The organism is Arthrobacter sp. MDT2-34-1 (assembly GCF_059091365.1).
Genome location: NZ_JBNHGO010000003.1, coordinates 388,395 through 409,385 on the forward strand (window position 1 = coordinate 388,395; position 20,991 = coordinate 409,385).

General features: G+C 67.9%; 19 protein-coding genes. 7 read left to right on the forward strand and 12 right to left on the reverse strand.

Annotated features, from left to right (window positions below; all coding sequences use genetic code 11):
• Positions 1-140 precede the first annotated feature (140 nt).
• Together AC5RVV_RS15110 and AC5RVV_RS15115 are read left to right on the forward strand one after the other, a co-directional pair.
• Positions 141-1,835, forward strand: coding sequence for an amidohydrolase (locus AC5RVV_RS15110; RefSeq protein WP_494002206.1), 1,695 nt, complete (start codon positions 141-143; stop codon positions 1,833-1,835).
• Positions 1,832-3,085, forward strand: coding sequence for a M20 family metallo-hydrolase (locus AC5RVV_RS15115; protein ID WP_494002207.1), 1,254 nt, complete (start codon positions 1,832-1,834; stop codon positions 3,083-3,085). The genes AC5RVV_RS15110 and AC5RVV_RS15115 overlap by 4 nt, the downstream gene beginning before the upstream one ends.
• A 27-nt stretch (positions 3,086-3,112) precedes the next feature.
• Here the strand turns inward: AC5RVV_RS15115 and AC5RVV_RS15120 are convergent, their stop codons facing one another.
• Genes AC5RVV_RS15120 through AC5RVV_RS15135 form a run of 4 tightly spaced genes read right to left on the reverse strand, consistent with a single transcriptional unit; the run spans position 3,113 to position 6,923 of the window.
• Positions 3,113-3,553, reverse strand: a complete 441-nt coding sequence (locus AC5RVV_RS15120; RefSeq protein WP_494002208.1) for an ATP-binding protein — start codon at positions 3,551-3,553, stop codon at positions 3,113-3,115.
• Positions 3,546-3,878, reverse strand: coding sequence for an STAS domain-containing protein (locus tag AC5RVV_RS15125; protein ID WP_494002209.1), 333 nt, complete (start codon positions 3,876-3,878; stop codon positions 3,546-3,548). Before AC5RVV_RS15125 ends, AC5RVV_RS15120 begins: the two co-directional genes overlap by 8 nt.
• Entirely contained in the window at positions 3,862-5,814 is a 1,953-nt protein-coding gene (locus AC5RVV_RS15130) for a glycosyltransferase family 2 protein (RefSeq protein WP_494002210.1), read from the reverse strand. Before AC5RVV_RS15130 ends, AC5RVV_RS15125 begins: the two co-directional genes overlap by 17 nt.
• Positions 5,811-6,923 carry a response regulator gene (locus AC5RVV_RS15135; RefSeq protein WP_494002211.1) on the reverse strand — a complete coding sequence of 371 codons (1,113 nt, stop codon included), beginning with the start codon at positions 6,921-6,923 and terminating at the stop codon, positions 5,811-5,813. The genes AC5RVV_RS15130 and AC5RVV_RS15135 overlap by 4 nt, the downstream gene beginning before the upstream one ends.
• 58 nt (positions 6,924-6,981) lie before the next feature.
• Between AC5RVV_RS15135 and AC5RVV_RS15140 the strand changes: the two genes are divergently transcribed.
• Positions 6,982-8,739, forward strand: a complete 1,758-nt coding sequence (locus tag AC5RVV_RS15140) for a sensor histidine kinase (RefSeq protein ID WP_494002212.1) — start codon at positions 6,982-6,984, stop codon at positions 8,737-8,739.
• 221 nt (positions 8,740-8,960) lie between these two features.
• Here AC5RVV_RS15140 and AC5RVV_RS15145 read toward each other — a convergent pair whose 3' ends face one another.
• The gene (locus AC5RVV_RS15145; RefSeq protein ID WP_494002213.1) at positions 8,961-10,184 is read right to left on the reverse strand and encodes a glycine cleavage T C-terminal barrel domain-containing protein; all 1,224 of its coding nucleotides are present in this window, start codon (positions 10,182-10,184) and stop codon (positions 8,961-8,963) included.
• Between the two features lie 430 nt (positions 10,185-10,614).
• Between AC5RVV_RS15145 and AC5RVV_RS15150 the strand changes: the two genes are divergently transcribed.
• Complete coding sequence (locus tag AC5RVV_RS15150) at positions 10,615-11,136, forward strand: CarD family transcriptional regulator (protein ID WP_494002214.1); 522 nt, start codon at positions 10,615-10,617, stop codon at positions 11,134-11,136.
• 110 nt (positions 11,137-11,246) lie between these two features.
• On the opposite strand, the gene AC5RVV_RS15155 is transcribed toward AC5RVV_RS15150, so the two are convergent.
• Both AC5RVV_RS15155 and AC5RVV_RS15160 read right to left on the reverse strand, forming a co-directional pair.
• The gene (locus tag AC5RVV_RS15155; protein WP_494002215.1) at positions 11,247-11,930 is read right to left on the reverse strand and encodes a pullulanase X25 domain-containing protein; all 684 of its coding nucleotides are present in this window, start codon (positions 11,928-11,930) and stop codon (positions 11,247-11,249) included.
• A 99-nt stretch (positions 11,931-12,029) separates the two neighbouring features.
• Positions 12,030-13,082, reverse strand: a complete 1,053-nt coding sequence (locus AC5RVV_RS15160) for an NAD(P)-dependent alcohol dehydrogenase (protein ID WP_494002216.1) — start codon at positions 13,080-13,082, stop codon at positions 12,030-12,032.
• Between the two features lie 102 nt (positions 13,083-13,184).
• On the opposite strand from AC5RVV_RS15160, the gene AC5RVV_RS15165 reads away from it, so the two are divergent.
• Positions 13,185-13,907 carry a TetR/AcrR family transcriptional regulator C-terminal domain-containing protein gene (locus AC5RVV_RS15165; protein WP_494002217.1) on the forward strand — a complete coding sequence of 241 codons (723 nt, stop codon included), beginning with the start codon at positions 13,185-13,187 and terminating at the stop codon, positions 13,905-13,907.
• A 213-nt stretch (positions 13,908-14,120) separates the two neighbouring features.
• On the opposite strand, the gene AC5RVV_RS15170 is transcribed toward AC5RVV_RS15165, so the two are convergent.
• Positions 14,121-16,715 carry an ATP-dependent Clp protease ATP-binding subunit gene (locus tag AC5RVV_RS15170; protein WP_494002218.1) on the reverse strand — a complete coding sequence of 865 codons (2,595 nt, stop codon included), beginning with the start codon at positions 16,713-16,715 and terminating at the stop codon, positions 14,121-14,123.
• Between the two features lie 211 nt (positions 16,716-16,926).
• Here AC5RVV_RS15170 and AC5RVV_RS15175 point away from each other — a divergent pair, with 211 nt between their 5' ends.
• Positions 16,927-17,301, forward strand: a complete 375-nt coding sequence (locus AC5RVV_RS15175; protein WP_494002350.1) for a LexA family protein — start codon at positions 16,927-16,929, stop codon at positions 17,299-17,301.
• Positions 17,294-18,649, forward strand: coding sequence for a Y-family DNA polymerase (locus tag AC5RVV_RS15180; RefSeq protein WP_494002219.1), 1,356 nt, complete (start codon positions 17,294-17,296; stop codon positions 18,647-18,649). Before AC5RVV_RS15175 ends, AC5RVV_RS15180 begins: the two co-directional genes overlap by 8 nt.
• A gap of 106 nt (positions 18,650-18,755) precedes the next feature.
• Here AC5RVV_RS15180 and AC5RVV_RS15185 read toward each other — a convergent pair whose 3' ends face one another.
• From AC5RVV_RS15185 to AC5RVV_RS15200, 4 genes are all read right to left on the reverse strand, one after another.
• Positions 18,756-18,971, reverse strand: a complete 216-nt coding sequence (locus tag AC5RVV_RS15185; RefSeq protein WP_494002220.1) for a hypothetical protein — start codon at positions 18,969-18,971, stop codon at positions 18,756-18,758.
• 74 nt (positions 18,972-19,045) lie between these two features.
• Complete coding sequence (locus AC5RVV_RS15190) at positions 19,046-19,525, reverse strand: hypothetical protein (protein ID WP_494002221.1); 480 nt, start codon at positions 19,523-19,525, stop codon at positions 19,046-19,048.
• A gap of 62 nt (positions 19,526-19,587) precedes the next feature.
• Entirely contained in the window at positions 19,588-19,806 is a 219-nt protein-coding gene (locus tag AC5RVV_RS15195; RefSeq protein ID WP_494002222.1) for a hypothetical protein, read from the reverse strand.
• Between the two features lie 82 nt (positions 19,807-19,888).
• Complete coding sequence (locus AC5RVV_RS15200) at positions 19,889-20,959, reverse strand: NAD-dependent epimerase/dehydratase family protein (protein WP_494002223.1); 1,071 nt, start codon at positions 20,957-20,959, stop codon at positions 19,889-19,891.
• Between the last annotated feature and the right edge of the window lie 32 nt (positions 20,960-20,991).

Sequence of the window (20,991 nt, forward strand, 5' to 3'; positions counted from 1 at the left end):
TAATCCTTCCGCCGGAGATGGCGTCTTTTGTCCATTGAGCGTGACATTGCTCCAGTGTTGAAATGGAGGCGGCGCCGGGCACGGCTGGCTGCGCCATCTACCGCTCCGGGCACGCCGCAGCGAAAGCACGAAGAGGACTCATGCTCGTCGATCTCCTGATCCGCAACGCCCGCATACTGACCCAGGACCCCGGACATCCGGTGGCAGAAAACCTGCTGATCCACGACGGGAAGGTGCTGGCACTCGACGTCGACCCGCAGGCCGCGCCCCGGGCCCGGAGGGTCGTCGACGCCGCCGGTGCGGTCATCGTCCCCGGCTTCAATGACGTGCACGCCCACAGCGTCTGGTTCGGGCTCGGCCTGATGGAAGCGAATTTGGGGACCGTCGCCAGCCTCGATGAGGCCTATGCGGTGATAGCCGACGCCGCGTCCACGCTGGCGGAGGACGAATGGGTGGTGGCCTCGGGGTACAGCCCGCTGCTGCACGGCGGAGCCCAGCCTGACCGCGACCGGCTCGATGCTGCCGCCGGCGGCCGCCCGGTATGGATCAAGCACTCCTCCGGCCACGCCTGCAATGTCAACGGTGTTGCACTCGATCTCATCGCCGCACGCGGCGCCGACCTTGCCGCGCCGATCGATGGCGGCGTCGTTGTCACGGATGCCCAGGGCCGGCCCACCGGGCTGCTGGAAGAGAACGCCATGCGGTTGGTGCAGGACATCATGCTGCCCTACCCGCTGGCGACCATCGAACGCGCGCTGGACCTCGCGACCACCCACTATCTGACCGAGGGCATCACCAGCGTCACCGACGCAGGCATCGCCGGCGGCTGGATCGGCTACTCACCGCGCGAGTTCGGCGCCTACCAGAGTGCACGGGACAAGGGGCTGCTGAGCGTCCGGATGCAACCCATGCTGGTTCTGGATGCCCTGCACGAGGTTCCAGGGCACGACGCAGACCCGGTCTCGCGCGGCCTCGATGCCGGCATCCGCACCGGCTTGGGGGACGACTGGCTCCGGCTGGGACCGGTGAAAATCTTCAGCGACGGATCGCTGCTGGGCAGCACCGCCTACGTCACCGAAGAGTATGTCGGCTGCCCCCACAACCACGGCTACCTGCAAATGGACGCCGAAGTGCTGCGCGCATCGTCCCTCGAGGCGTACCGCGCCGGGTGGTCCATCGCGATGCACGCGATCGGGGATCACGCCATCGACCACGCGATCGACATCATCACCGAAGCCCAGGAAACCTACGGCCACAGGCCGCTGCCCAACAGGATCGAGCACGGCGGCGTGATCCGGCCGGAGCAGCTGGACCGCATCGCCGCGGCCGGCATCGTCCTGGTGCCGCAGCCGCATTTCATCACCGAGTTCGGCGACGGCATGGCGCGGCTGCTCGGTCCGGAGCGGACGGCGACGTCCTACCCGGCCAACAGCCTGCTGCGGCGCGGCGCTACGTTGCCGGGCAGCTCGGACCGACCGGTGTCCAACGGCCGTCCGCTCGACGTGATCCAATCGTTCGTGGAGCGGCTGACCCCGTCCGGCGAGGTATACGGCCCCGACGAGCGGATCACCGCGGCCGAGGCGCTGGCCGCCTACACCGTCGGTTCCGCGGCGGCGACGGGAGCGGGGGACATCAAGGGCCGGTTGGTACCGGGCCTGCTGGCCGACCTGGTCTTTTTGGACCAAGACCCCACCGCCGTCGAGCCGTCGCGCATCGGCGCCACGCAGGTGCTGGCCACCATGGTGGGCGGCGACATCCGCTTCGGCGCGGAGAAATTTCCGGCACTGGAATCCGCTGATGCGGCGACGGCGTCGACGGGGGAGGAAGCACGATGAGCACGACCGGCCAGGAATTTCTTGACGACTTCGGTGCCATGTCCGGGTTCGGCGCGACCGCCGGCGGCGGCGTGGACCGGCAGGCCGGTACGCCGGAGGACCATGCCACCCGCCGGTGGTTCGGCGAGTGGCTGGCGCGGCACGGCTTCACGGAAAAGGTAGACGCCGCCGGAAACCAGTTCGGGACCCTTGAACTTGTTCCCGGTGCTCCCTATGTCTTGCTCGGCTCGCACCTGGACTCCCAGCCGTTGGCCGGGCGGTACGACGGCGCCTACGGCGTGTTGGCCGGGGCCCACGCCGCGGCCCGCGTGGCGGCCGAAGCTGCCGCGGGCGGGATCGACCCGGTCTACAACGTGGCCGTGGTCAACTGGTTCAACGAGGAAGGCAGCCGCTTCACGCCCAGCATGATGGGCAGTTCGGTTTTCACGGGGAAGCTGCCCCTGGAAGAGGCGCTGGCCACCGCGGATCCGGCCGGGACGACGGTTGCCGCGGCCTTGGCCGCCGGCCACCGCACCGCCGACGACGGCGCCCCCCGGCTCGCCGACGTGGCCCGTTACGCCGAGATCCATATTGAACAGGGCCGGAGCCTTGAGGAAACCGGCGCGCAGGTCGGAATCGTGGACCGCACGTGGGCGGCGAGCAAGTACCGCGTCACGGTGGACGGGGAGCAGTCGCATACCGGCTCCACCCGGATGGAGGACCGCAGGGATGCCCTCTACGCAGCCGCCCTGGTCATCTCCGCCGCCCGCGACCTCGCCGCGGAGTTCGCCCCCGGCCAGCTGCACACCTCGGTCTCCGAGATGTACGTGTTGCCCAACTCGCCAGTGACCATTGCGCGCCAGGCCGTCATGAACCTGGACCTGCGGTCGCCGGATGAGGACGTCCTGGCCCGCGCCATGGAATTGCTGGACAAAAGGATCGCCGAGGCGGAGGCCGTGTCCCGGACGACGGTCGGTTTGGAGCTGACCCACCGGTGGGGACTGGTGTCCTACCAGCCCGCGGGCGTGGCGCTCGGCATCGCCAGCGCGGAGCGGCTCGGGTTCAGCCACACGGATATCATGACCGTGGCCGGCCACGACTCGACGAACCTGAAGGACGTTGTGCCGACGGTCATGCTCTTCGTTCCCAGCGTCGAAGGGATCTCCCACAACGAGGCCGAATTCACCCGGGACGACGACGCCGTGCGCGGCGTGGAACTGCTGACCGAGGTCGCGCGGCGGCTGGTCGCCGGGGAGCTCGCGGCCGGCTAGGAGCCGGTAAGCAGCCGGACGGCGGCTTCAGGCGCTGTCCTCGGAGGCATGGCGGCAGAGGACCCATACGTTGTCCTCGCCGTGGCGCTCGAAGGTGACGGTGCTGACCAAGGCATGGATCAGGTTGAGTCCGCGCCCTGACTCCGACTCGTCGTCGACGTCGTGCTCTTGCGGGTTCGAGATGCCGGGGCTGGAAGGTGCTGCGCCGATTTCGGAAATGCGTGCTTCCAACCGGCGGGACCAGATGGTGATCTCAACACCGAGCTGGAGGGGAGTTTCGGAAGCAGGGACGGCGTGCTGGACCACATTGGTGGCGGCCTCGATCACGGCAGTCGAGAAGGCCATCCGGTCCAAGTCCGGAACGAAGTCGGCTTTCGTCCACAGCGCCTCGAAGTCCTCGTGCAGGGCCTCGACGGTTTCGGCCGTGGCCAGCCCCTGGCGTGTCGTTCGGGCGAGGACCTCAGTCATCGGAAAACGCCGCGTCGACGCTCTGGTAAGGAGTCAGCACGCGGTGCATGCTGGTCAGCTCAAGCACCATCCTCACCTGCGGCTGCACGTTCGCGATGCGGAGGTCGCCCCCGGCTTGCCGGGCGATCTTCAGGCAGCCGATGAGCGCCCCGAGGCCGGAGGAGTCCATGAACTCCGTACCCGCCATATTCACCACCACATGGTGGTTTCCTTTAGCCACGACGGCCGCGACAACTTCCCGGAGGCGGGGTGCTGCGACCATGTTGAGCCGGCCGCTCCCGATGACTTCGGCATAGGCGGGCGTGGTCTCAACGGTGAACTGCATCCACGTTCCTTTCGTCGGGCTTGAACCCTTTGTACCTGACGGCCTTGACCAGCACGCCCAGAATCAGCAAATCAAACATAACCCAGGCCACGTTCACCAGCGTGCCCACGGGTTCGTTCAGTCCGGCCGCCAGTCTTGCCGCGCCCGTCAGGAGGGCAGCAACCAGCAAAGCCATGGTGACCAGCTGGGGTGTGATCAGGTTCCAGCTGCTCCCCCCGGATTGGCGGGCTTTCGGAGTGACGGCAAAGCCGAGGGGCCGTCCCAGCCACACGTTGCGGGCCGCCGTCGTGCAGGCCTTGATCCAGGTGGGGAAGAGGGCGAGGCTGTACTGCTGCCCGCGCCAAGTGCTGACGCCCTTGCCCACCACGGCGAACAGCAGTTGGTTGACCACCATGAACGGGATGAACCGGATGAAAAAGTCCGTGCTCAGGCTGTTGACGGGGAGGATGCCCAGGGTGAGGTAGACGATTGGCGCGGCGAAGTAGATCACCGCGGCAAAGCCACTGAGGTAACTCCACATCGTGGAGAAGTACATCAACCGTTGGCCGAGCCTCAGCCCGCGTTGCGCCAGCGGGCTCTCGCGCAGCATGACCTGGACGGTGCCCTGGGCCCAGCGCAGCCGCTGGGTCAGCATGGTTTTGAGGTCCTCCGGGGCCAGGCCGTGGGCGAGTACCTCGTGGTGGTAGACGCTGTGCCACCCCATCGAATGCAACCGCATCGAGGTCGCCATGTCTTCTGTCACGGAGATAGTGGCCAACGGCATCACCGGCTGGGCCTCGTCGGGGCGTTCTATCGAGACGGCGTCCAGCACCGCCTGCACTGATCCCAGCGCCCCCAGCGGCGACCAATCCCGCCGGGACATCCGCTCGACCGCGCCGTCCAATTCGTCCGGCTCGGGCACACCGGCCGTGCCCCCGAGTTCCATGGCGGCGATCTCGGCCAGGTCCGCTTCCACGGCCGCGAAGTTCTCGGCAACCAAGGACCGCACGGCGTCGTCGACCTTCTTCCGGAGGTCATAAGTGATTTCGCTGAGCGACCCGCCGCTTCGGAGGCTGGCGCGGGCCGTGTCGGTGGCGGCCTCCACGTCGTCGAGCAGCATTGCCACGAGTGGATCTGCCGCCTCCGGGGACCTTCGGGCCTTGCGGATGGCACTTCGCGCCCCTGCGAGCGCGCGGTGAACCCCGCGGTCGACTTCGGTGACATAGCCGGCCAGGCCCAGCTGCATCAACGCTTCGCGCCGGAGCAGGGCATTGGAACCGCAGAAGAACGCTGCGTTCCAGCCGTCCTTGCCTTGCTGAATGGGCCCGTAGAACAGCGGGGCCTGGCTGCCCAGCGGATCGTCGGCCGGAACGTTGCTGAAGTACTGGGGGGTCTGGACGAGGGCGACCCTGCGCTGGTTGAAATACCCCAGCGTCTTGTCCAGAATGTCAGGCCGGGGGACCTGGTCGGCGTCGAGGATCAAGAGGAATTCCCCGTGGGTCATCATCAGCGCGTTGTTCAGGTTGCCCGCTTTGGCGTGCCGCGGCTTGTCCGCCCAGTCACCGGTGCGGGTCAGGTAGCCCAGCCCGTGGCGGGCGGCCAGTTCGCCCAGCTCCGGCCTGGCGCCATCGTCCAAAATCCAGGTGCTGTGGGGGTAACGGATGTCCCGCGCCGCCAGCGCGGTAGCCATGACGAGGTCCAGCGGCTCGTCGTAGGTGGTGATGAAAACGTCGACGGTGGCGTCCGCAGGCGGTGGCGGCGCTTTGCGCTCCCGGAACCGCCAGACCGTTAAACCAAAGAGTCCGACGTCGATCAGGCTGTAGGTCTCGGCCAGCACCAAGGGGACGGCTATCCACCACGCCGACCAGTTGAGCGAGTCGAGCCATCGCCACGCGAGGTAGTTGGTTCCGAGGATGACCGTCAGAACCACCAGCAGCCGTATGGCAAAACGTTTCACAAGGGTACCGGGCTGTCCGCCGGGCACCGGCGCAGCATCACGGCGGTGATGTCGTCCGCCACCGCGGCGCCGGCCAGGTCCAACACGGCATCGCAGACGTCCCGGACATCGTCACCGGAGCTGGCAACGGCGGCCACCGCGTCCATGGCTGCATCCACCGAGTCGAAGGCGTCGAGAAGCCCGTCGCTGAGTACAAGGAGCGATTCGCCGGGCTCCAGCAGCAGGCGGCTTGCGGCCCACGTGCTGCCCGGGACGGCACCGACGGGCGGGCCACCGGAGGGCAGGCGGCGCAGGCCGCCGTCGTAGAGGTGCAGCCCAAGCCCGTGCCCCGCGTCCACGTAGTCGACCGTTGAGTTCCCCGCGTCCAGCCTGGCGTGAAAGATGGTGACGAAGGAGTCGGACTGGGCCAGGTCGCTCTCGAGCGACTGGCTTGCCGCCTGGAAGGCCGGGACGATGTCCGCGTGTCCGTGGGAGGCGCGCAACACCGCGCGGACCGTCGCGGCGATAAGGGCAGCGCCCATGCCCTTGCCCATGGCATCGGCGACCGTCAGTTGCAGTCCGTTTTCCGTGGCGCACCAGTCGAAAAAGTCCCCGCCCACGCTTCGGCTGGGCCGGCAACGGCCGCCGATCTCATAGCCTTGAAGTCTCAGGGGCTCGGCCGGCAGAAGGCTGCGCTGAACCTCGGCTGCGCGTTTCTGGTCTTCGCTAGGAATCGCCTCAACGGGTTGGGATCGCGGGCGGCGGAAAAGCGCTCCGATTCTTGCCTGGAGCTCCCGGGGGCTGAACGGCTTGCTGATGTAATCGTCGGCGCCCGTGTTCAACCCGCTGAGCCGGTCCAGCTCCTCAGCGCGCGCGGTAATCATCAGTATGTAGGCGTCGGAAAAGGTCCTGACTTGCCGGCAGACTTCAATGCCGTCTAAATCGGGCAGGTTCAAATCCAACGTAATGAGGTCGGCGCCGCCGTTGCGGACCAGCTCGAGGCCGTCCCGCCCGTTTTCTGCCTCCGCAACCGTGAAGCCTTGGTCGGAGACGATTTGGGCCAGCAACCGGCGGATGTCCGCGTTGTCCTCGACTATGACGGCACGGCGGTTGCTGGGGGCAGCTGGCATGCTTTCATTAAGGCGGTTATCTTCCCGTTTGTCACATCCGTCACTGCAGAATCCGCCCGTGACGACGATATTGGAGTTCGCCGCCATGGAAAAAATCCTCGACCTGCTGACCCTGCATCGGGTAAAGTTCCACGACCTCTCACTGCGCGGGCGGGTAGTGATGAGCCAGTTGCCGCTGTCCATCACCATGCTGTTCCTGGGGGTGGGCACGTGGCTTTTTTCTCCCCCGCTCCTGGTGAATCCGCTCTTTGAACTCAGCATGGTGCTCAACGCGGTACTGCTGGCGGCGTGTTTCCTCGTTCCGTGGGAGAAGCTGCCGTACCCGTCGTTCCTGATCATCCCGCTGCTGGATTTCATTCCGATCGGCCTGCTGCGCGAAGGCGCCGGGTCGCTCCTGACAGGGGTAGGGCTGCTGGCCGCTTTCCCGGTGATCTGGCTGGCGGCCTCCGGACAACTGCCGCGGCTGTCCGTCATCGGGGGCGCGCTGGCCGCGCTGGCGATGGTGTGGATTCCGGTGTTCCTCAAGCAGCCTGCCGTCACTTTCGATGCGTTAATCCACCCGCTGCTCATCCCCTTCATGATGCTGGCCATCGGAATCACCGTCCGGGTCATGACCGCGAGCATGATGGAACAGCAGCAGGTGGTCGAGGCCAAGGACGCAAGGCTCCGCGCGCTGCTGGAAGCCAGCGACAAGCGCGAACGGCTCCTGTCAGCCGTCGTCAACGCCGTGAACGTGGGGGTCCTGGCCGTCGATGAGGACGGCAACCCGACTCTGCGCAACCGTCGGCAGGAAGAGCTGCGCCGCCTGGCGCTGCCGCCGGGCGACGAGGACGCGCCGGAATCCAGGCTCGAGCTCTATGCCGACGGAGGCAAATCGCTTATGCCCGTCCAGGATCGGCCCATCCGCCGCGCACTGCGGGGCGAGTCGTTTGCCGAATACCTGGTCTGGTTCGGCCGGCCCCCGCGGCAGCGGGTACTCTCCGCGTCCGCCCAGGCGATGGTCGACGGCAGCGGCCGGCGCGAAGGCTCCGTGCTCGCCTTCAACGACGTCACGGAACTGGTGTCCGCGCTGGAAGCGAAGAGTGATTTCCTGTCCAGCGTGTCCCACGAACTGCGAACTCCGCTGACCTCCATCCAGGGGTATGCCGAGTTGCTGGCGCTGACGCCGGACTTGCCAGAGAACATGGCGGCAGGCCTGGACACCATCCTCCGCAATTCGCACCAGTTGCTCGCCCTGGTCAAGGATTTGCTGGGGACGGCCGCCGGCTTCTCCGAGCTGCAGCCGGTTCCTGCGGATCTCGGGGATATCGTGGCGCAGGCCGTAGCAGCAGCAGAACCCCGGGCCGCCGCCGGCGGCATCACGCTCGCCGTACAGGCGCCGCCTCCCCTGCGGGTGGTCTGCGACCCGGCGCGGGTCCGGCAGGTGTTGGATAACCTGCTGTCCAACGCCATCAAGTATTCCCCGCAGGGCGGTGACGTCACGGTCAGCTGCACCGGCGGCGACGAAATGGTTCGATGCGAGGTAGCGGACCGGGGCATGGGGATGGGTGCCGAGGAGAGCCGCAACGTCTTCACGCGGTTTTTCCGCAGTCCCGCCGCCCGCCGTAGTTCCATCCCGGGGCTGGGCCTCGGACTTGCCCTGTCCAAGGACATCGTGGAACGGCACGGCGGCAGCATCAGCTGTGAGAGCGAGCCCGGCCGGGGCAGCGTCTTCACGTTTACCCTGCCCGTAGCCGGTCCGCCCCGGGACGATGAATCCGAAGCCGATAAGACCAGCGTCCAAGGCGCCACCGTCGGCGCCCGGCAAGAGCCGTAACCCCGCCGCCCTGCCGCAACCTGATCGTGCAGACCATCGGGCACGCCACCACGCCACCACGCCACCACGCTGCCCGCCAGCTGCCGGGTCGGCTTCTTCCCGCTCAAGCTCACCGCAGCGGGCGGCGCCCCTGTGCGCGACGTCGCCTGGACGTAGCAGCGAACGACGGCGGGGCCCGCCTTCTACAGGTGGGCTCCGCCGTCGTTGTGGTTTTGGCGGTTTCAGTCCTTGGGTGTGGACTTGGCGGGGTCGACGAAGGGCTTTTGGACGACCTGGCCTTCGCGGACTCCCTCGGGCGTGTGGATGGACAGCGTGGTGCCTTCGCCGCTGAGGTCGATCGGCACCATGGCCAGGCCGATGTTCCGTTCCAGTCGCGGGGAGTGGCAGGCGCTGGTGACCTCCCCGATGGGGGAGCCGTCGCCGACCGAGACCGGGAACGGCTCGATCATGGAGCCGTCGTTGTAGCTGCCCAGCGGCTCGCCGCCGATCTCCACGCCGACCATCAGCCGGTCGATGCCCTTCTCCCGGATGCGGCCGAGCGCTTCCTTGCCCACGAAGTCCGCTTCCTGGTCCAGATCCACCATCCAGTTGTAGTCGTAACCAACCTCCAATGGGTTGGTGCCGAGCGTGATGTCGCACCCGTAGGCCAGCATGCCCGCCTCGATCCGGCGGATGTGGCAGGGACCGATGACCCGCAGGTCGTGCGCCTGCCCGGCTTCCCAAACCGTGTCCCAGAGGCGCCCGGCGTTTGCGGTGGCGTTGTAGAGGTAGATCTCGTAGCCGACTTCGCCGGTGTAGCCGGTCCGGCTGACCACCACGTCCATGCCGTTGAGGGTGTGGTGCTGCATGTAGTAGTACGGCATGTCCAGGATCTGCGGGCCGAACAGGTCGGACATCAGCCCCTTGGCCTTCGGGCCTTGGACCTGGACGGGCGCCACGTCCACCTCTTCCACGGTGACGTCCCAGCCGCCGGCGTGCGCCAGGCCCATGGCCCACAGGTGCACGTCGCTGTCCGCCAGCGAGAGCCAGAACTTGTTCTCCTCCACGCGCAGCAGGATGGGGTCGTTGATGATGCCCCCGTCTGCGGCGGTGATGAAAGCGTACTTGCACTGGCCCACCTCGCACTTGGTCAGGTCCCGCGGGGTGAGCATGTTGGTGAAGTCGAAGGCCTGCGGGCCGCTGATCTGCAGCTGCCGCTCCACGCCGACGTCCCACAGGGTGACGTCGTTCAGCAGCGACCAGTACTCGCTGACCGGATCGCCGTAATGGCGCGGGTGGTAGGTGTGGTTGTACACGCTGTAGGCCGCGACGCCGTGCTCCCGCGACTTCCAGAAGTAAGGGGACTTGCGCAGCCGCGTGTAAAGGGTGACGGCCGGGTTGGGGTTAACGCGGGACGAATCGGTGCCGTTGAACTGGGCGGAGCCAGAATCGAGAATCTCCGACATAGGGGCTTACTCCTTCGAGGTTCTGGCGCCAGCCGGACCTGAAGAGTTGCGCATGATGCGCAACTTTGCGCCATGTGAGACTGCCATGGTGGCAGTCGCTCCGCCGGGGAGTCAAGGGGCAGCGCCAACCGGTTGCGCGGCGCCGCGGCGCCCCATCTGCCGGCGCGCGCCCCCGGACTCGAGGGGTCCCACCGGTTGGTACTCCCGGGGACATCAGGCGCACGCGTGAGATAATTGAGGCAGCCAAGCTCGCGGGTTTGGGGCGGGTCCATCCGCATGGATCCGAGCCGGTCCGCGTGCTCACAATATCGAAGCTCCGGTCTGCTGGCCGCGGTTTCGGTCCGTGGGACGACCGTCTGGCGCGAGGGCCCCGGGGCGCTCCGTCCACTGATGTCGAGTGTGGCGCTCGTGCGAATCAGAGGACTCTTAAATGCTGTTTGCTGAAGGTCAAACCCTTGTTCACCCACACCACGGTCCGGCCGTTGTCCGAGGCATCGGGACCCGGCCCCTGCGGCAGGACGCGGAATGCCGCTACGTCATGCTGGAAGTTAAGAACTCGAACCTGACGGTCGGTGTCCCGCTGGAGCGTGCCGAGCAGGTCGGCCTGCGGCCGGTCTTCGACGAGGGACAGCTGGAGGCACTGTTCGACGTGCTGCGCGCCGCCTCGCGGGAGGAGGATCCGCAGTGGTCCCGGCGCTTCAAGGACAACCAGGAACGGCTCCGCACCGGCGACATCTTCGTGATCGCGGGACTGGTCCGCGACCTCGCCCGGCGCCTGCACGCCAACGGCAACATGTCCCATGCCGAGAAGGACATGCTGCAGTACGCCAAGAAACCGCTCGTCACCGAAATTGCGCTGTCCAAGGGCATTGACCTGCAGGAAGCCGAAGAGGTCCTCGAGTCCGTGGCGACCGGTTCGGGGCCGGAGGTGGAGCACCTGGCCGGCGCCTGAACGACGACGACGCGCAGTGCGACCGTGCATGGGGTCCCTGCTTGGCGAGGGCGGGCTTGGACGACGGCGCGTATGACGGGCGGCGCGCATGACGCGCTCATCACGAAGGGTCAGGCGCGGACCAGACGGGACGTCGCGGCCAGGTCATGGATGGCGTGGTCGTACGCGATGGTGAGCGCGCCGCCGTCGTGCTGGAACTCGTGGTTGGCGCCGTCAAGCACGCCGTACGCCCCGTAGTTTTCCTCCCACGAGCGGTTCAGTGCGAACTTGAAGTTATACCGGCCGGCGGGCAGCTCGGCGTCCAGCTTCCACAAGCCGTCCGTGGCGTCGAAGCGCATCTGCACCGCCCCGTCGGCCGGGTCCCAATCTTGGTCGGCGCCGAGCAGCACGCCAAAGTCGCCCACCACGGCGACTCCAGCAGGTTGGTCGGCGGGCAGGGCGGGCTCCGCCGCCGGCGGCGACGGTTCCGGCAGCGGGGTTCCCGCCGCGAGGGCCGCGGCCAGTTCGGCCGCATCGGGAAAGGCGGTGACCGCCCGCAGCCCCTCCTCGGTGATGGCCCACCCGCCGCGGCCCTTCGACATCCAGCCGGCTTTCACCAGCCGCGCGGTCGCCGTCGTCAGGTTTTTGAAGCCGCGGGGCACACCGCCGCTCAGCAACTCCTTCTCGTGCGCGGTCGGCGGTACGCGCCGCAAGGCCTCGCTGATGACGTCCCTGGCGTCAGGCCGGGTGCCGGTTGCGGCTGCCGCCGCCAGAATCTCGAGGACAGGTTTGAGACGCAGATGGGTTTTGAGCATGGCCGTGGCTCCTTCGCGGGGCTGCCGGAACTGGTGACGCTCCCAGTCTGTTACCCGGCCATGCCGAGCACCACTATTTGGCGTTGTGTGTCGGCTCCCCTAGACCTTGATGACCACCTTGCCCCGCACCTCGCCGGCCTCCAGGCGGCGGAGTGCTTCCGGCATCTGCTCCAGCGGATAAGTGTGGTCGAGCACGGGCTTCAGCTGCCCCGAGACGATCAGCTCACTCAGCCGTTCGAGGTCCGAAGCCGCCTGTCGGGCCATGAACATGACAACACGCTGCCGGTTGAAGAGGGACAGGATCATTCCGCCCAGCGGCCTGAACAGGCCGCCCGTCCAGCGGTCGCCGTGCTCGCCGCCGACGATAACCGCCGTGCCGTCCGCTGCAAGGGCCCGGCGCACGCGCGACAGGGACGGGTTCCCGGCGATGTCCACGATCACGTCATACTTGTGTCCTGCTGCCGCAAAGTCTTCGCGGGCGTAATCGATGACGGTCCCGGCACCGAGGCTCCGCACCAGCTCCGCCTTGGCTGCGCTGCAGACGCCGGTGACCGTGGCGCCCAGGGCCGTGGCTATCTGCACGGCGTAGGTGCCGACGCCGCCGGAGGCCCCCGTGATGAGTACGCGGTGCCCGGCCTGTACGCGGCCGGCGTCCCGCAGCGCCTGCAGCGCTGTCACGCCGGAGACCGGAAGGGCCGCTGCCTGCTCGAAAGTCAGGTCTGCCGGCTTTCGGGCCAGCAGCGACTCCGCTGCCACCGCAAATTCCGCGAAGGAACCCTTGCCGAAACCGAAGACTTCGTCTCCGATCGAAAATTTCGTGACGGCACTGCCTACCGCCGCAACCGTTCCCGCGACGTCAAGCCCGGGGACCGGGTTCTTCGGGGACTTCCACCCGGAGACGGCGCGGACCGGGTACGGCAGGCCGGTGGCCATGTGCCATGTCCCGCGGTCCAGGCCTGCGGCGCGGACCTTGATGAGGACCTGGTTTTCGCCGACCTCCGGTACTGCGATTTCTTCGGGGTGCAGGGCATCGGTGACTCCGTACCGGGTCTGCACTATCGCGCGCATGGTGGGTCTTGTGGGGTCGGGGGAGCCGCTGCCGGGAACCGGCTGCGTGTTCGCGGCCGAAGGGGTGGATTCTGTTGGTTCCATGGGACTTCCTTCTCGAGGACGTGGATGACGTGGAGCCCAAGTACTTCGTACAATGTACGAAGCTACCGTACAATGTACGAGAATGCTATAGTCGCGGGAACAATGATCAAAAAACCGGGCAGCGCCCCCGCGCAACGTGAGCCACTCAGCAGGGAACGGGTGCTCCGCGCCGCCATGGAAATCGCCGACGGCGGCGGGCTGGCCCGCCTGACCATTCGTTCACTGGCCCAGGCACTGGACGCCAAACCGATGTCGCTCTACCACCACGTGCGGAACAAGGACGAGATCCTCGACGGCATCGTCGACGCCGTCTTCGAAGAGATAGAGCTGCCGGTGCCGGGCCGGGAGTGGAAGGCGGAGTTGAAGCGGCGTGCCGCCTCCGCCCGCGACGTGCTGCGCCGGCACCCGTGGGCCATAGCCTTGATGGAATCGCGCACCGCGCCGGGACCGGCAAACCTGCGCCACCACGATGCGACCCTGGGGACTCTTCGGGCTGCCGGGTTCTCGCTGCCGCTGGCGGCCCACGCCTATGCGGTGCTCGATGCGTACGTTTACGGGACGGCTCTCCAGGAGGCATCGTTGCCTTTCGACGGGCCGGACAGCCTGGCGGAGGTCGGCGGGCCGATGGTGGAGATGTTCACCGTCGAGGACTATCCACACCTGCGGGAGTTCGCCGTGGAGCATGTGCTGCAGCCCGGATACGACTTCAGCCACGAGTTCGACTTCGGCCTCGACCTCATTATCGGCGGCTTGGCGGCGTCGCTGCAGGGCCGCTCCGGGACTGGGGAAGAGACACCAGAGCGGGCCGAGGCGCCCTCGCCCTGAACCACCGGGTCGCGGGCGAGGCCATGGGCCCGGAACCCCTGGAACGCGATTGCAGGCAGGAGGGCCCGTGAGGCCCCGCCTTTATTCCGCATTGTCGTTGGCCTGAACCGGAGCGGCGGGACACCCCACTCCGGTGGAGTGCCCCGCCATCGCTCCGGGGTTGCGATTGGTGCGCGCGGGCACATCAACCGCGCCCGGCGTCAGTCGCCGCCGCTATGCCGCAGCGGACATGCTGTCTGCCGCGACGCGCAGCCCGTCGTCGCCGGCGGCCACGCGGATTCGCCCGCCGTCTGCAACGGCCTCGGCCACCAGCAGGTCCGCGATCCGGTCATCCAGCTCGCGCTGGATCACGCGGCGCAGGGGCCGGGCGCCGTATTCGGGCTCGTAGCCGGCCTCTGCGATCCATTCCACGGCGTCCTCGCCAACCTCCAGCGCGATGCCCTGGGCCGCCAGCCGGGCTTCGGTCTTGCGCAACTGCAGCCGCACGATGGAACGCAGCTGCTCCTGATCCAGCTTGCGGAACAGCACGATCTCGTCGATCCGGTTCAAAAACTCCGGCCGCATGGTTTCGCGCAGCCGGCCCATCACCCGGGCGCGCAGATCCTGCTCGCTTCCGAAGCCGTCCACCCCGTCGTTGGCGGTGAAGCCCAGCGCTCCGCCCTTGCTGGCCAGGAACTCCGAGCCGAGATTGGAGGTCATGATCACAACGGTGTTGCGGAAGTCCACGGTGCGGCCCTGCCCGTCCGTAAGACGTCCGTCGTCGAGGACCTGCAGCAGGAGATTGAACACGTCCGGGTGGGCCTTCTCCACCTCGTCCAGCAGCACCACAGAGTACGGGCGCCGGCGGACGCGCTCGGTCAGCTGGCCGGCCTCGCCGTAGCCGACGTAGCCCGGAGGGGCGCCGACCAGCCGTGAGACGGTGTGGCGCTCGCCGTATTCGCTCATGTCGAAGCGCACCATGGCGTCCTCGTCACCGAACAGCGACTCCGCCAGGGCCTTGGCCAGCTCGGTTTTGCCCACACCGGTCGGGCCCAGGAACAGGAAGCTGCCGACGGGCCGGCCCTCGTCCCCCATGCCGGTGCGGTTGCGCCGCACGGACCTGGCGATAGCGGCCACCGCATCGTCCTGGCCAATCACCCGGGCGTGCAGGTCCTCCTCCAACCGCGCCAGCCGCTGCCGGTCGCCCTGGGTCAGCCGGGCGGCCGGAATGCCGGTGGCGCGGGAGATGATCTCGGCGATCTCGGCCTCGCCCACCACATCGGAAGACGCGACGCCGGGGCGGGCCCCGCCGTCGTGGTCTTCCGTGGCACCCGGGGCCGACTGCTGGGCGGAGGCGGCTTCCAGCCGGGCCTTCAGCTCTTCGATCTCGTCGCGCAGCTTCGAGGCGTCCTCGTAGCGTTCCTCGGCGACGGCGGCGTTTTTGGCCGACTCCAGCTCGGCCAGCCGGCCGCGCAAGGCCTCCACGTCAACGCGCGGGCCGCGTCGCAGGCTCAGCCGCGCGCCGGCCTGGTCGATCAGGTCGATCGCCTTGTCCGGCAGGAACCGGTCGGTGAGGTAGCGGGAGGACATCTCGACGGCGGCCCGGATCGCTGCCTCGGTGTAGGCCACCTGGTGGTGTTCTTCGTAACGGTCCTTGAGGCCGGACAGGATGCGGACGGCGTCCTCGATCGAGGGTTCTGAGACCATGACGGGCTGGAAGCGCCGCTCCAGGGCAGGGTCCTTCTCCACCTTGCGGTACTCGCCCAGGGTGGTGGCGCCGAGCAGGTGCAGTTCGCCGCGGGCCAGCCGGGGCTTGAGGATGTTGCCGGCGTCCATGCCGCCCTCGCCGCCGCCGCCGGCACCGATCACGGCATGCAGTTCGTCGATGAACACGATCAGTTCGCTGCTCGCGGCGCTGATCTCGTCCAGGGTCTTGGTCAGGCGTTCCTCGAAGTCGCCGCGGTAGCGGGTGCCGGCCAGCATGCCCGGCAGATCCAGCGACACCACACGCTTGCCGCGCAGCTGTTCCGGGACGTCGCCGGCCACGATGGCCTGCGCCAGCCCCTCGGCGATGGCGGTCTTGCCCACGCCGGCCTCGCCGATCAGCACCGGGTTGTTCTTGGTCCGGCGCGCGAGGATTTCGATGGTCTGGGCGATTTCGTCCGCGCGGCCGATCACCGGGTCCAGCCGGTTCTCCCGGGCCAGGGCCGTCAGGTCGGTGCCGAACTGGTCCAGCATGGGGGTTTCCGACTCGGTGCCGGTGCTCTGTTGCGGGCCGGTTGCAGGGGTGGGGCCGTCGGGCTGCGCCGCAGCTGTCTCCGCCGCCTGCTGCAGTGCCTGCGGGGTGACGCCCGCGCCGGCCAGGATCTGGCCTGCGGGGGTCTCCTGGTTCAGCACGAAGGCGGCGAAGAGGTGCTCGGGGTCGATGTAGGTGGAGCCGAACGCGCGGGCCACTTGGTGCGCATCCAGCAGGGCACGCTGCGCCGACGGCGTGAGCGACGGCGTTTCCCGGGTCGGACCGGTCTTTTCCGGCAGGCCCTGCTCCGCGGAACGCGCGATGGCCTGCGGGTCCGCGCCGGTCAGCTTGATCTGGCTGGCGGCCGGCTCCTGGCCGACCATGACGTGCAGGATGTGCAGCGCGTCCACCTCGATGTGGCCGAGGCCTGCGGCGAACCGGGCTGCCTGCGCCAGCACCTCATGGGTGCGGCGGCTGAGCAGCCGGGTGAGGTCGACCGTGCGGGATTGGGCCGCCCGCTGGCCCTGCAGGTAGCGGGCCAGGAACTCGTCGAATGAACCGTTGCCGGAAGCTGGTCCGAAGAACAGTGGCATGGATAATCCTCCTGTGGAACGTGAGTGTCTTCGACTCATGTTAACGCCTCTACGGCAGGATTATTCCAGAAGTTACCCAAACTTGAGTGGAGCTGGCTCATATGTAGGCCACGGCGGGCCGGTGCTAGTGTTGTGTTCGAAGCTTTGTTCGAAGACGGGGGTCGGGATGTTCGGTGTAGAGCAGCCGTCGGGTGCTTCGGCGGGCCCGGAGATGGGCAGCGGAGCGCCCGAGGAGGCGCGCGGTTTCCCGTCGCCGGCCAGGGACTACTTCCACGGCGGCATCGATCTGAACCGGCACCTGATCCGCGACCGCACCAGCACCTTTGTGATGCGGGTGGCCGGAAACTCGATGGCCGCGGCCGGGATCAGTGATGGCGATGAGCTGATAGTGGATCGCTCTTTGACCCCGCGCGACGGTTCGGTAGTGGTCGCGGTGCTGGACGGGGAACTGGTGGTCCGGCGCCTGCATCTCACCGCGGACGGCGTGCGCTTGCAGGCGGACGACGGCGGCGTTCCCACCGAGGTGGGCGAACTCGCCGACCTGAGGATCTGGGGCGTCGCCACCCGTTGCCTGCACCATGTCTAGCGTCCCCGTGCCCGGGGCAGGCGGGGCGACCTCCGGCCAGCCGTCGGGCTCCGGCGGAGCGACCTCCGGCCGGCCCGGCGAACGGATCGCGCTGGTGGACGTCAACAATTTCTACGTCTCCTGCGAGCGGGTCTTCGATCCGTCCCTCGAGGGACGCCCCGTCGTCGTGCTCTCCAACAATGACGGCTGCGTGGTGGCGCGCTCCGAGGAGGCCAAACAGCTGGGGCTGAAGACCGGGACGCCGTGGTTCCAGGTGGCGCCGCGGGCCAAGGCCTGGGGGCTGGTCGCGCGGTCCAGCAACTACGAGCTGTACGGGGACCTGAGCGCCCGGGTGATGGAAGTGCTCGGCCGGTTCGGGGCCTGGCAGGAGGTCTATTCGATCGACGAGTCGTTCCTGGGCCTGCCCGGCGACGAGGCCCAGTTGCTGGAGACCGCCGGCCGGATCCGTGCCGCAGTTAGTCGTCAGGTGGGCGTGCCGGTCAGCGTCGGCGTGGCGCAGACCAAGACGCTGGCGAAGTTCGCCAACCACGTTGCCAAACGGAATCCCCACATGGCCGGGGTGTGCTCCTTGGGTTCGATGCCCGCTTCCGACATCGCCTGGATTCAGTCGCGCGTCCCGGTCACCGGGCTGTGGGGCGTGGGCGGACGGACGGGGAAACGGCTGAACGCCCTCGGGATCGAGTCGATCGCAGACCTCAAGGCCGCCGACCCGCAGGCAATCCGCAAAAAGTTCTCCGTGGTGCTGCAGCGAACCGTGCTGGAACTGAACGGGACGCCCTGTATCCCGCACGCGGAGGAGCGGGCCGACAAGCAGCAGATCATGTTCTCGCGCAGTTTCTCCACGCCGGTGACCACCCTCGAGGAGATGGACCAGGTGATGGCGGTCTATGCCCAACGCGGGGCGGCCCGAATGGCGGCCGAGGGGCTCCGCGCCTCGGTGCTGACGGTGACTGCGGGGACCAGCAGGTTCGCCGGCGGCGAGGCATCGTTTCCCGCGGCCAGCGTCAACTTGGCGGCGCCTACTCAGGATCCGATCCAGCTGACCAAGGCTGCCGTGGCTGCCATGCGCGGCTGCCTGACTCCGGGCGCCCACTATGTCCGGGCCGGGGTCCTGCTGTCGGGGCTGGAGCCTGCGGCCGGCCAGCAGACCTTCGACCCCTTCGTCAGCGATTTGGAACAGCGGCACATCGGCGACCTGCTGGGCGCGGTGCGTACCAAGTTCGGCGAAGCCTCGATCGGCCTCGGGCAGGGCGGGCTGGCGGCACCCGCGGCGTGGTCAATGAAACGCGAATTTTCCTCGCCTCGCTACACCACCGAGTGGAGCGACCTGCCGGTGGTCAAGGCGTAGCAATGGCGGCCCAACGGTCGCGGCAGCGGCCCAACGGGCACGGCAGCGGGCGAACAGGGCACGGCAGCGGCCGTATCCCGACGACCGCTGCCGTGCCCGCGGTGGATCAGTCGCTCGGGCTCGTGTCGGTGGTGAGCCCGCGGTCGTCCGGCGTTTCCTGGTCCTTCTCTTCAGCCGGCCCGGGCGCGATGTTCATGCCCTCCTTGCCCTCGGGCTCGGGGGCGGAATCGGCCGCCTGCTGCTCCTGAGCATCCGGCGGATCTGCCGGGGTGCCCGACTGGTCCCGCGGACCTTTGACCTGGCCGGTGTCGTTCTCCGTCATGCCAGTCCTTCCCTCTGCCGTTAATGCAGGCGGAGCCCCGGCGAGGGGCCGGGCCCGCCAAAATCCCGGGCGGGTTACACACCGGGCGGGCGCAGGTCGTCGTCCCTGTTGAGGGTGGCGGGTCCGTCCGGCATAGTGCCTCCCTCGCCCGTCCAGCTCTGCCCGAGTTCGTCGTTCTGCGCCGGATCCGACATCGTGGTGTCGCCCAAGGTGGTGCCAGTGGTGTCGCCGAGGGTGGTGGTGCCCGTGGTGCCGCCGGCGGTGGTGGTGGGGCCCGTGGTGCCGCCGTCGTCCTTACCCGAACCGTGGTTGCCGGGCAGCTTGGAGGTTGCCGCGGACCCTGCCTTCTTGGCCGCTTCGGTAACACGGTCGGCGACGCCTGGTGCCTTTTCCTTGACCATGTCGGTGGCTTCGTGCACTTTTTCCTGTACCGCTGGGTTCTGCCAGAACTCCTGGCTCTTGGCCTTCAAGGAATCGTAGGCGGACCTTCCGGATTTCGAACCCAGGACGAATCCGAGGGCGATGCCGGCGCCGAATGTGAGTTTCCCTTTCACAGCGTGCTCCTGTCTGTAGACGGTTGATGGGCGGTGCTAGGTAGAGGTGCGGGCGGTGCCAGTCAGCCGGGGAAAGGCGCGTTGGGCGCGTCCCCGCGGCCGTCCTGGTCCTTGTCGCCGTAGGCCTTCTTGACCAGGTCGTCGGCGAGTTTCTCGTCACCGTGGACCGGGATGTGGGCCTCGTTGACTTCCTTGTCGATGCCGCCTGCGTCGGCGGGAGTCAGAGTGTCGTCATTCGCGTCGTCCGGGTGTTCCGGGCGCCGCTCCTCGTTCGGATTCATCAGGTCCTCCTTCTCGAGCGGGTCGTCCTGTGGGATCAGACCGGGCAGCTGCGCTTTTCGCGCGGCTTCCCATGGGGCCACACTACGCGCCGGTCTCCGGCTTCGCACGGGTCCAGCGGCTGCGCGGGCGCATCGCGGGGGATTCCGTGACCCCTCCGGCCCCGGCCATTCCCGCCAGGACTTCACGGATCGCCGACAACGAATCCACCTGCGGTATCCAGCCGAGTTCGTCCCTGGCCCGGCTGGTGTCCATGACCGGAGCGTAGCGGGCCATGTCCACCCAGCCGGGGTCGCTGGCCAGCAGCCGGAGGGACCACGCGGCGCCGACCAACTGCCGCACCAGCGGCACGGGAACGGGCAGCCAGCGCCGGGCACCGAACAGGGAGGCGACGAGTCCGGGCGTTACCACCGGTTCGGCCGCCACGTTGAAGGCGCCCCTCGCGCCCTGGTCCAGCACCCGCCAGTAGGCGTCCGCCACGTCGTTGGCATGCAACGCCTGGAAGATGAACTCCTCGGGGAACGGGAACAGCGGCAGCCGCAGCCGGTTGACGAAGAACTTGGGGATCCACCGGCCCACAAAGTAGCGGCCGATCTGGCTGCCGGCCTCGGCTTGGAAAATCAGGCCGGGCCGCAGCCGCGCCACCTTGATTTCCGGGTGATCGTCGGCGAACTCGTCCAACAGCGCTTCCTGCTGGCCCTTGAACCGGCTGTAGTGCGAGCTGGCGATGCCTCTGGCGGGCCAATCCTCGCGGACACGGGAGTGCTTCGGTCCGGGGCTGTACGCGCCGACCGACGAGGCGCAAACCACTTGCCCGACGCCGGCGTTGGTGGCAGCGGCGAGCACGTTCGCGGTGCCGTCCACGTTCACCCGGCGCAACTGCTCTTCATCGTGGTTCGGTTGCAGCAGCCACGCGAGATGGACGACGGCGTCGCATCCCTTAAACGCCTGGGTCAGCCTTTCCCGGGCATCGCGGGAGGCGATGTCCAGCGAAACCCACGTGACGCCGTCGTACGGTTCCGTCGTGGCATCGGGCAGCCGCCGCGCGATGCCGACGATCTCCACGTCGTCCGCGCGTTCGCCCCGCGCCTTCTGCAGCCGGCGCAGCACTGCTGTACCGACGTTCCCGCTGGCTCCGACCACGGCGACTCGCATGGACAGACGCTACCGCGGATGCCACGGCTTGG

What these genes read in the sequence shown, in the direction of transcription:
- AC5RVV_RS15110 (WP_494002206.1), top strand. Translation starts at nt 141, where the DNA reads ATGCTCGTCGATCTCCTGATCCGCAACGCCCGCATACTGACCCAGGAC.
- AC5RVV_RS15115 (WP_494002207.1), top strand. Translation starts at nt 1,832, where the DNA reads ATGAGCACGACCGGCCAGGAATTTCTTGACGACTTCGGTGCCATGTCC.
- AC5RVV_RS15120 (WP_494002208.1), bottom strand. Translation starts at nt 3,553, where the DNA reads ATGACTGAGGTCCTCGCCCGAACGACACGCCAGGGGCTGGCCACGGCC.
- AC5RVV_RS15125 (WP_494002209.1), bottom strand. Translation starts at nt 3,878, where the DNA reads ATGCAGTTCACCGTTGAGACCACGCCCGCCTATGCCGAAGTCATCGGG.
- AC5RVV_RS15135 (WP_494002211.1), bottom strand. Translation starts at nt 6,923, where the DNA reads ATGCCAGCTGCCCCCAGCAACCGCCGTGCCGTCATAGTCGAGGACAAC.
- AC5RVV_RS15145 (WP_494002213.1), bottom strand. Translation starts at nt 10,184, where the DNA reads ATGTCGGAGATTCTCGATTCTGGCTCCGCCCAGTTCAACGGCACCGAT.
- AC5RVV_RS15150 (WP_494002214.1), top strand. Translation starts at nt 10,615, where the DNA reads ATGCTGTTTGCTGAAGGTCAAACCCTTGTTCACCCACACCACGGTCCG.
- AC5RVV_RS15155 (WP_494002215.1), bottom strand. Translation starts at nt 11,930, where the DNA reads ATGCTCAAAACCCATCTGCGTCTCAAACCTGTCCTCGAGATTCTGGCG.
- AC5RVV_RS15160 (WP_494002216.1), bottom strand. Translation starts at nt 13,082, where the DNA reads ATGGAACCAACAGAATCCACCCCTTCGGCCGCGAACACGCAGCCGGTT.
- AC5RVV_RS15165 (WP_494002217.1), top strand. Translation starts at nt 13,185, where the DNA reads ATGATCAAAAAACCGGGCAGCGCCCCCGCGCAACGTGAGCCACTCAGC.
- AC5RVV_RS15170 (WP_494002218.1), bottom strand. Translation starts at nt 16,715, where the DNA reads ATGCCACTGTTCTTCGGACCAGCTTCCGGCAACGGTTCATTCGACGAG.
- AC5RVV_RS15175 (WP_494002350.1), top strand. Translation starts at nt 16,927, where the DNA reads ATGGGCAGCGGAGCGCCCGAGGAGGCGCGCGGTTTCCCGTCGCCGGCC.
- AC5RVV_RS15180 (WP_494002219.1), top strand. Translation starts at nt 17,294, where the DNA reads ATGTCTAGCGTCCCCGTGCCCGGGGCAGGCGGGGCGACCTCCGGCCAG.
- AC5RVV_RS15185 (WP_494002220.1), bottom strand. Translation starts at nt 18,971, where the DNA reads ATGACGGAGAACGACACCGGCCAGGTCAAAGGTCCGCGGGACCAGTCG.
- AC5RVV_RS15195 (WP_494002222.1), bottom strand. Translation starts at nt 19,806, where the DNA reads ATGAATCCGAACGAGGAGCGGCGCCCGGAACACCCGGACGACGCGAAT.
- AC5RVV_RS15200 (WP_494002223.1), bottom strand. Translation starts at nt 20,959, where the DNA reads ATGCGAGTCGCCGTGGTCGGAGCCAGCGGGAACGTCGGTACAGCAGTG.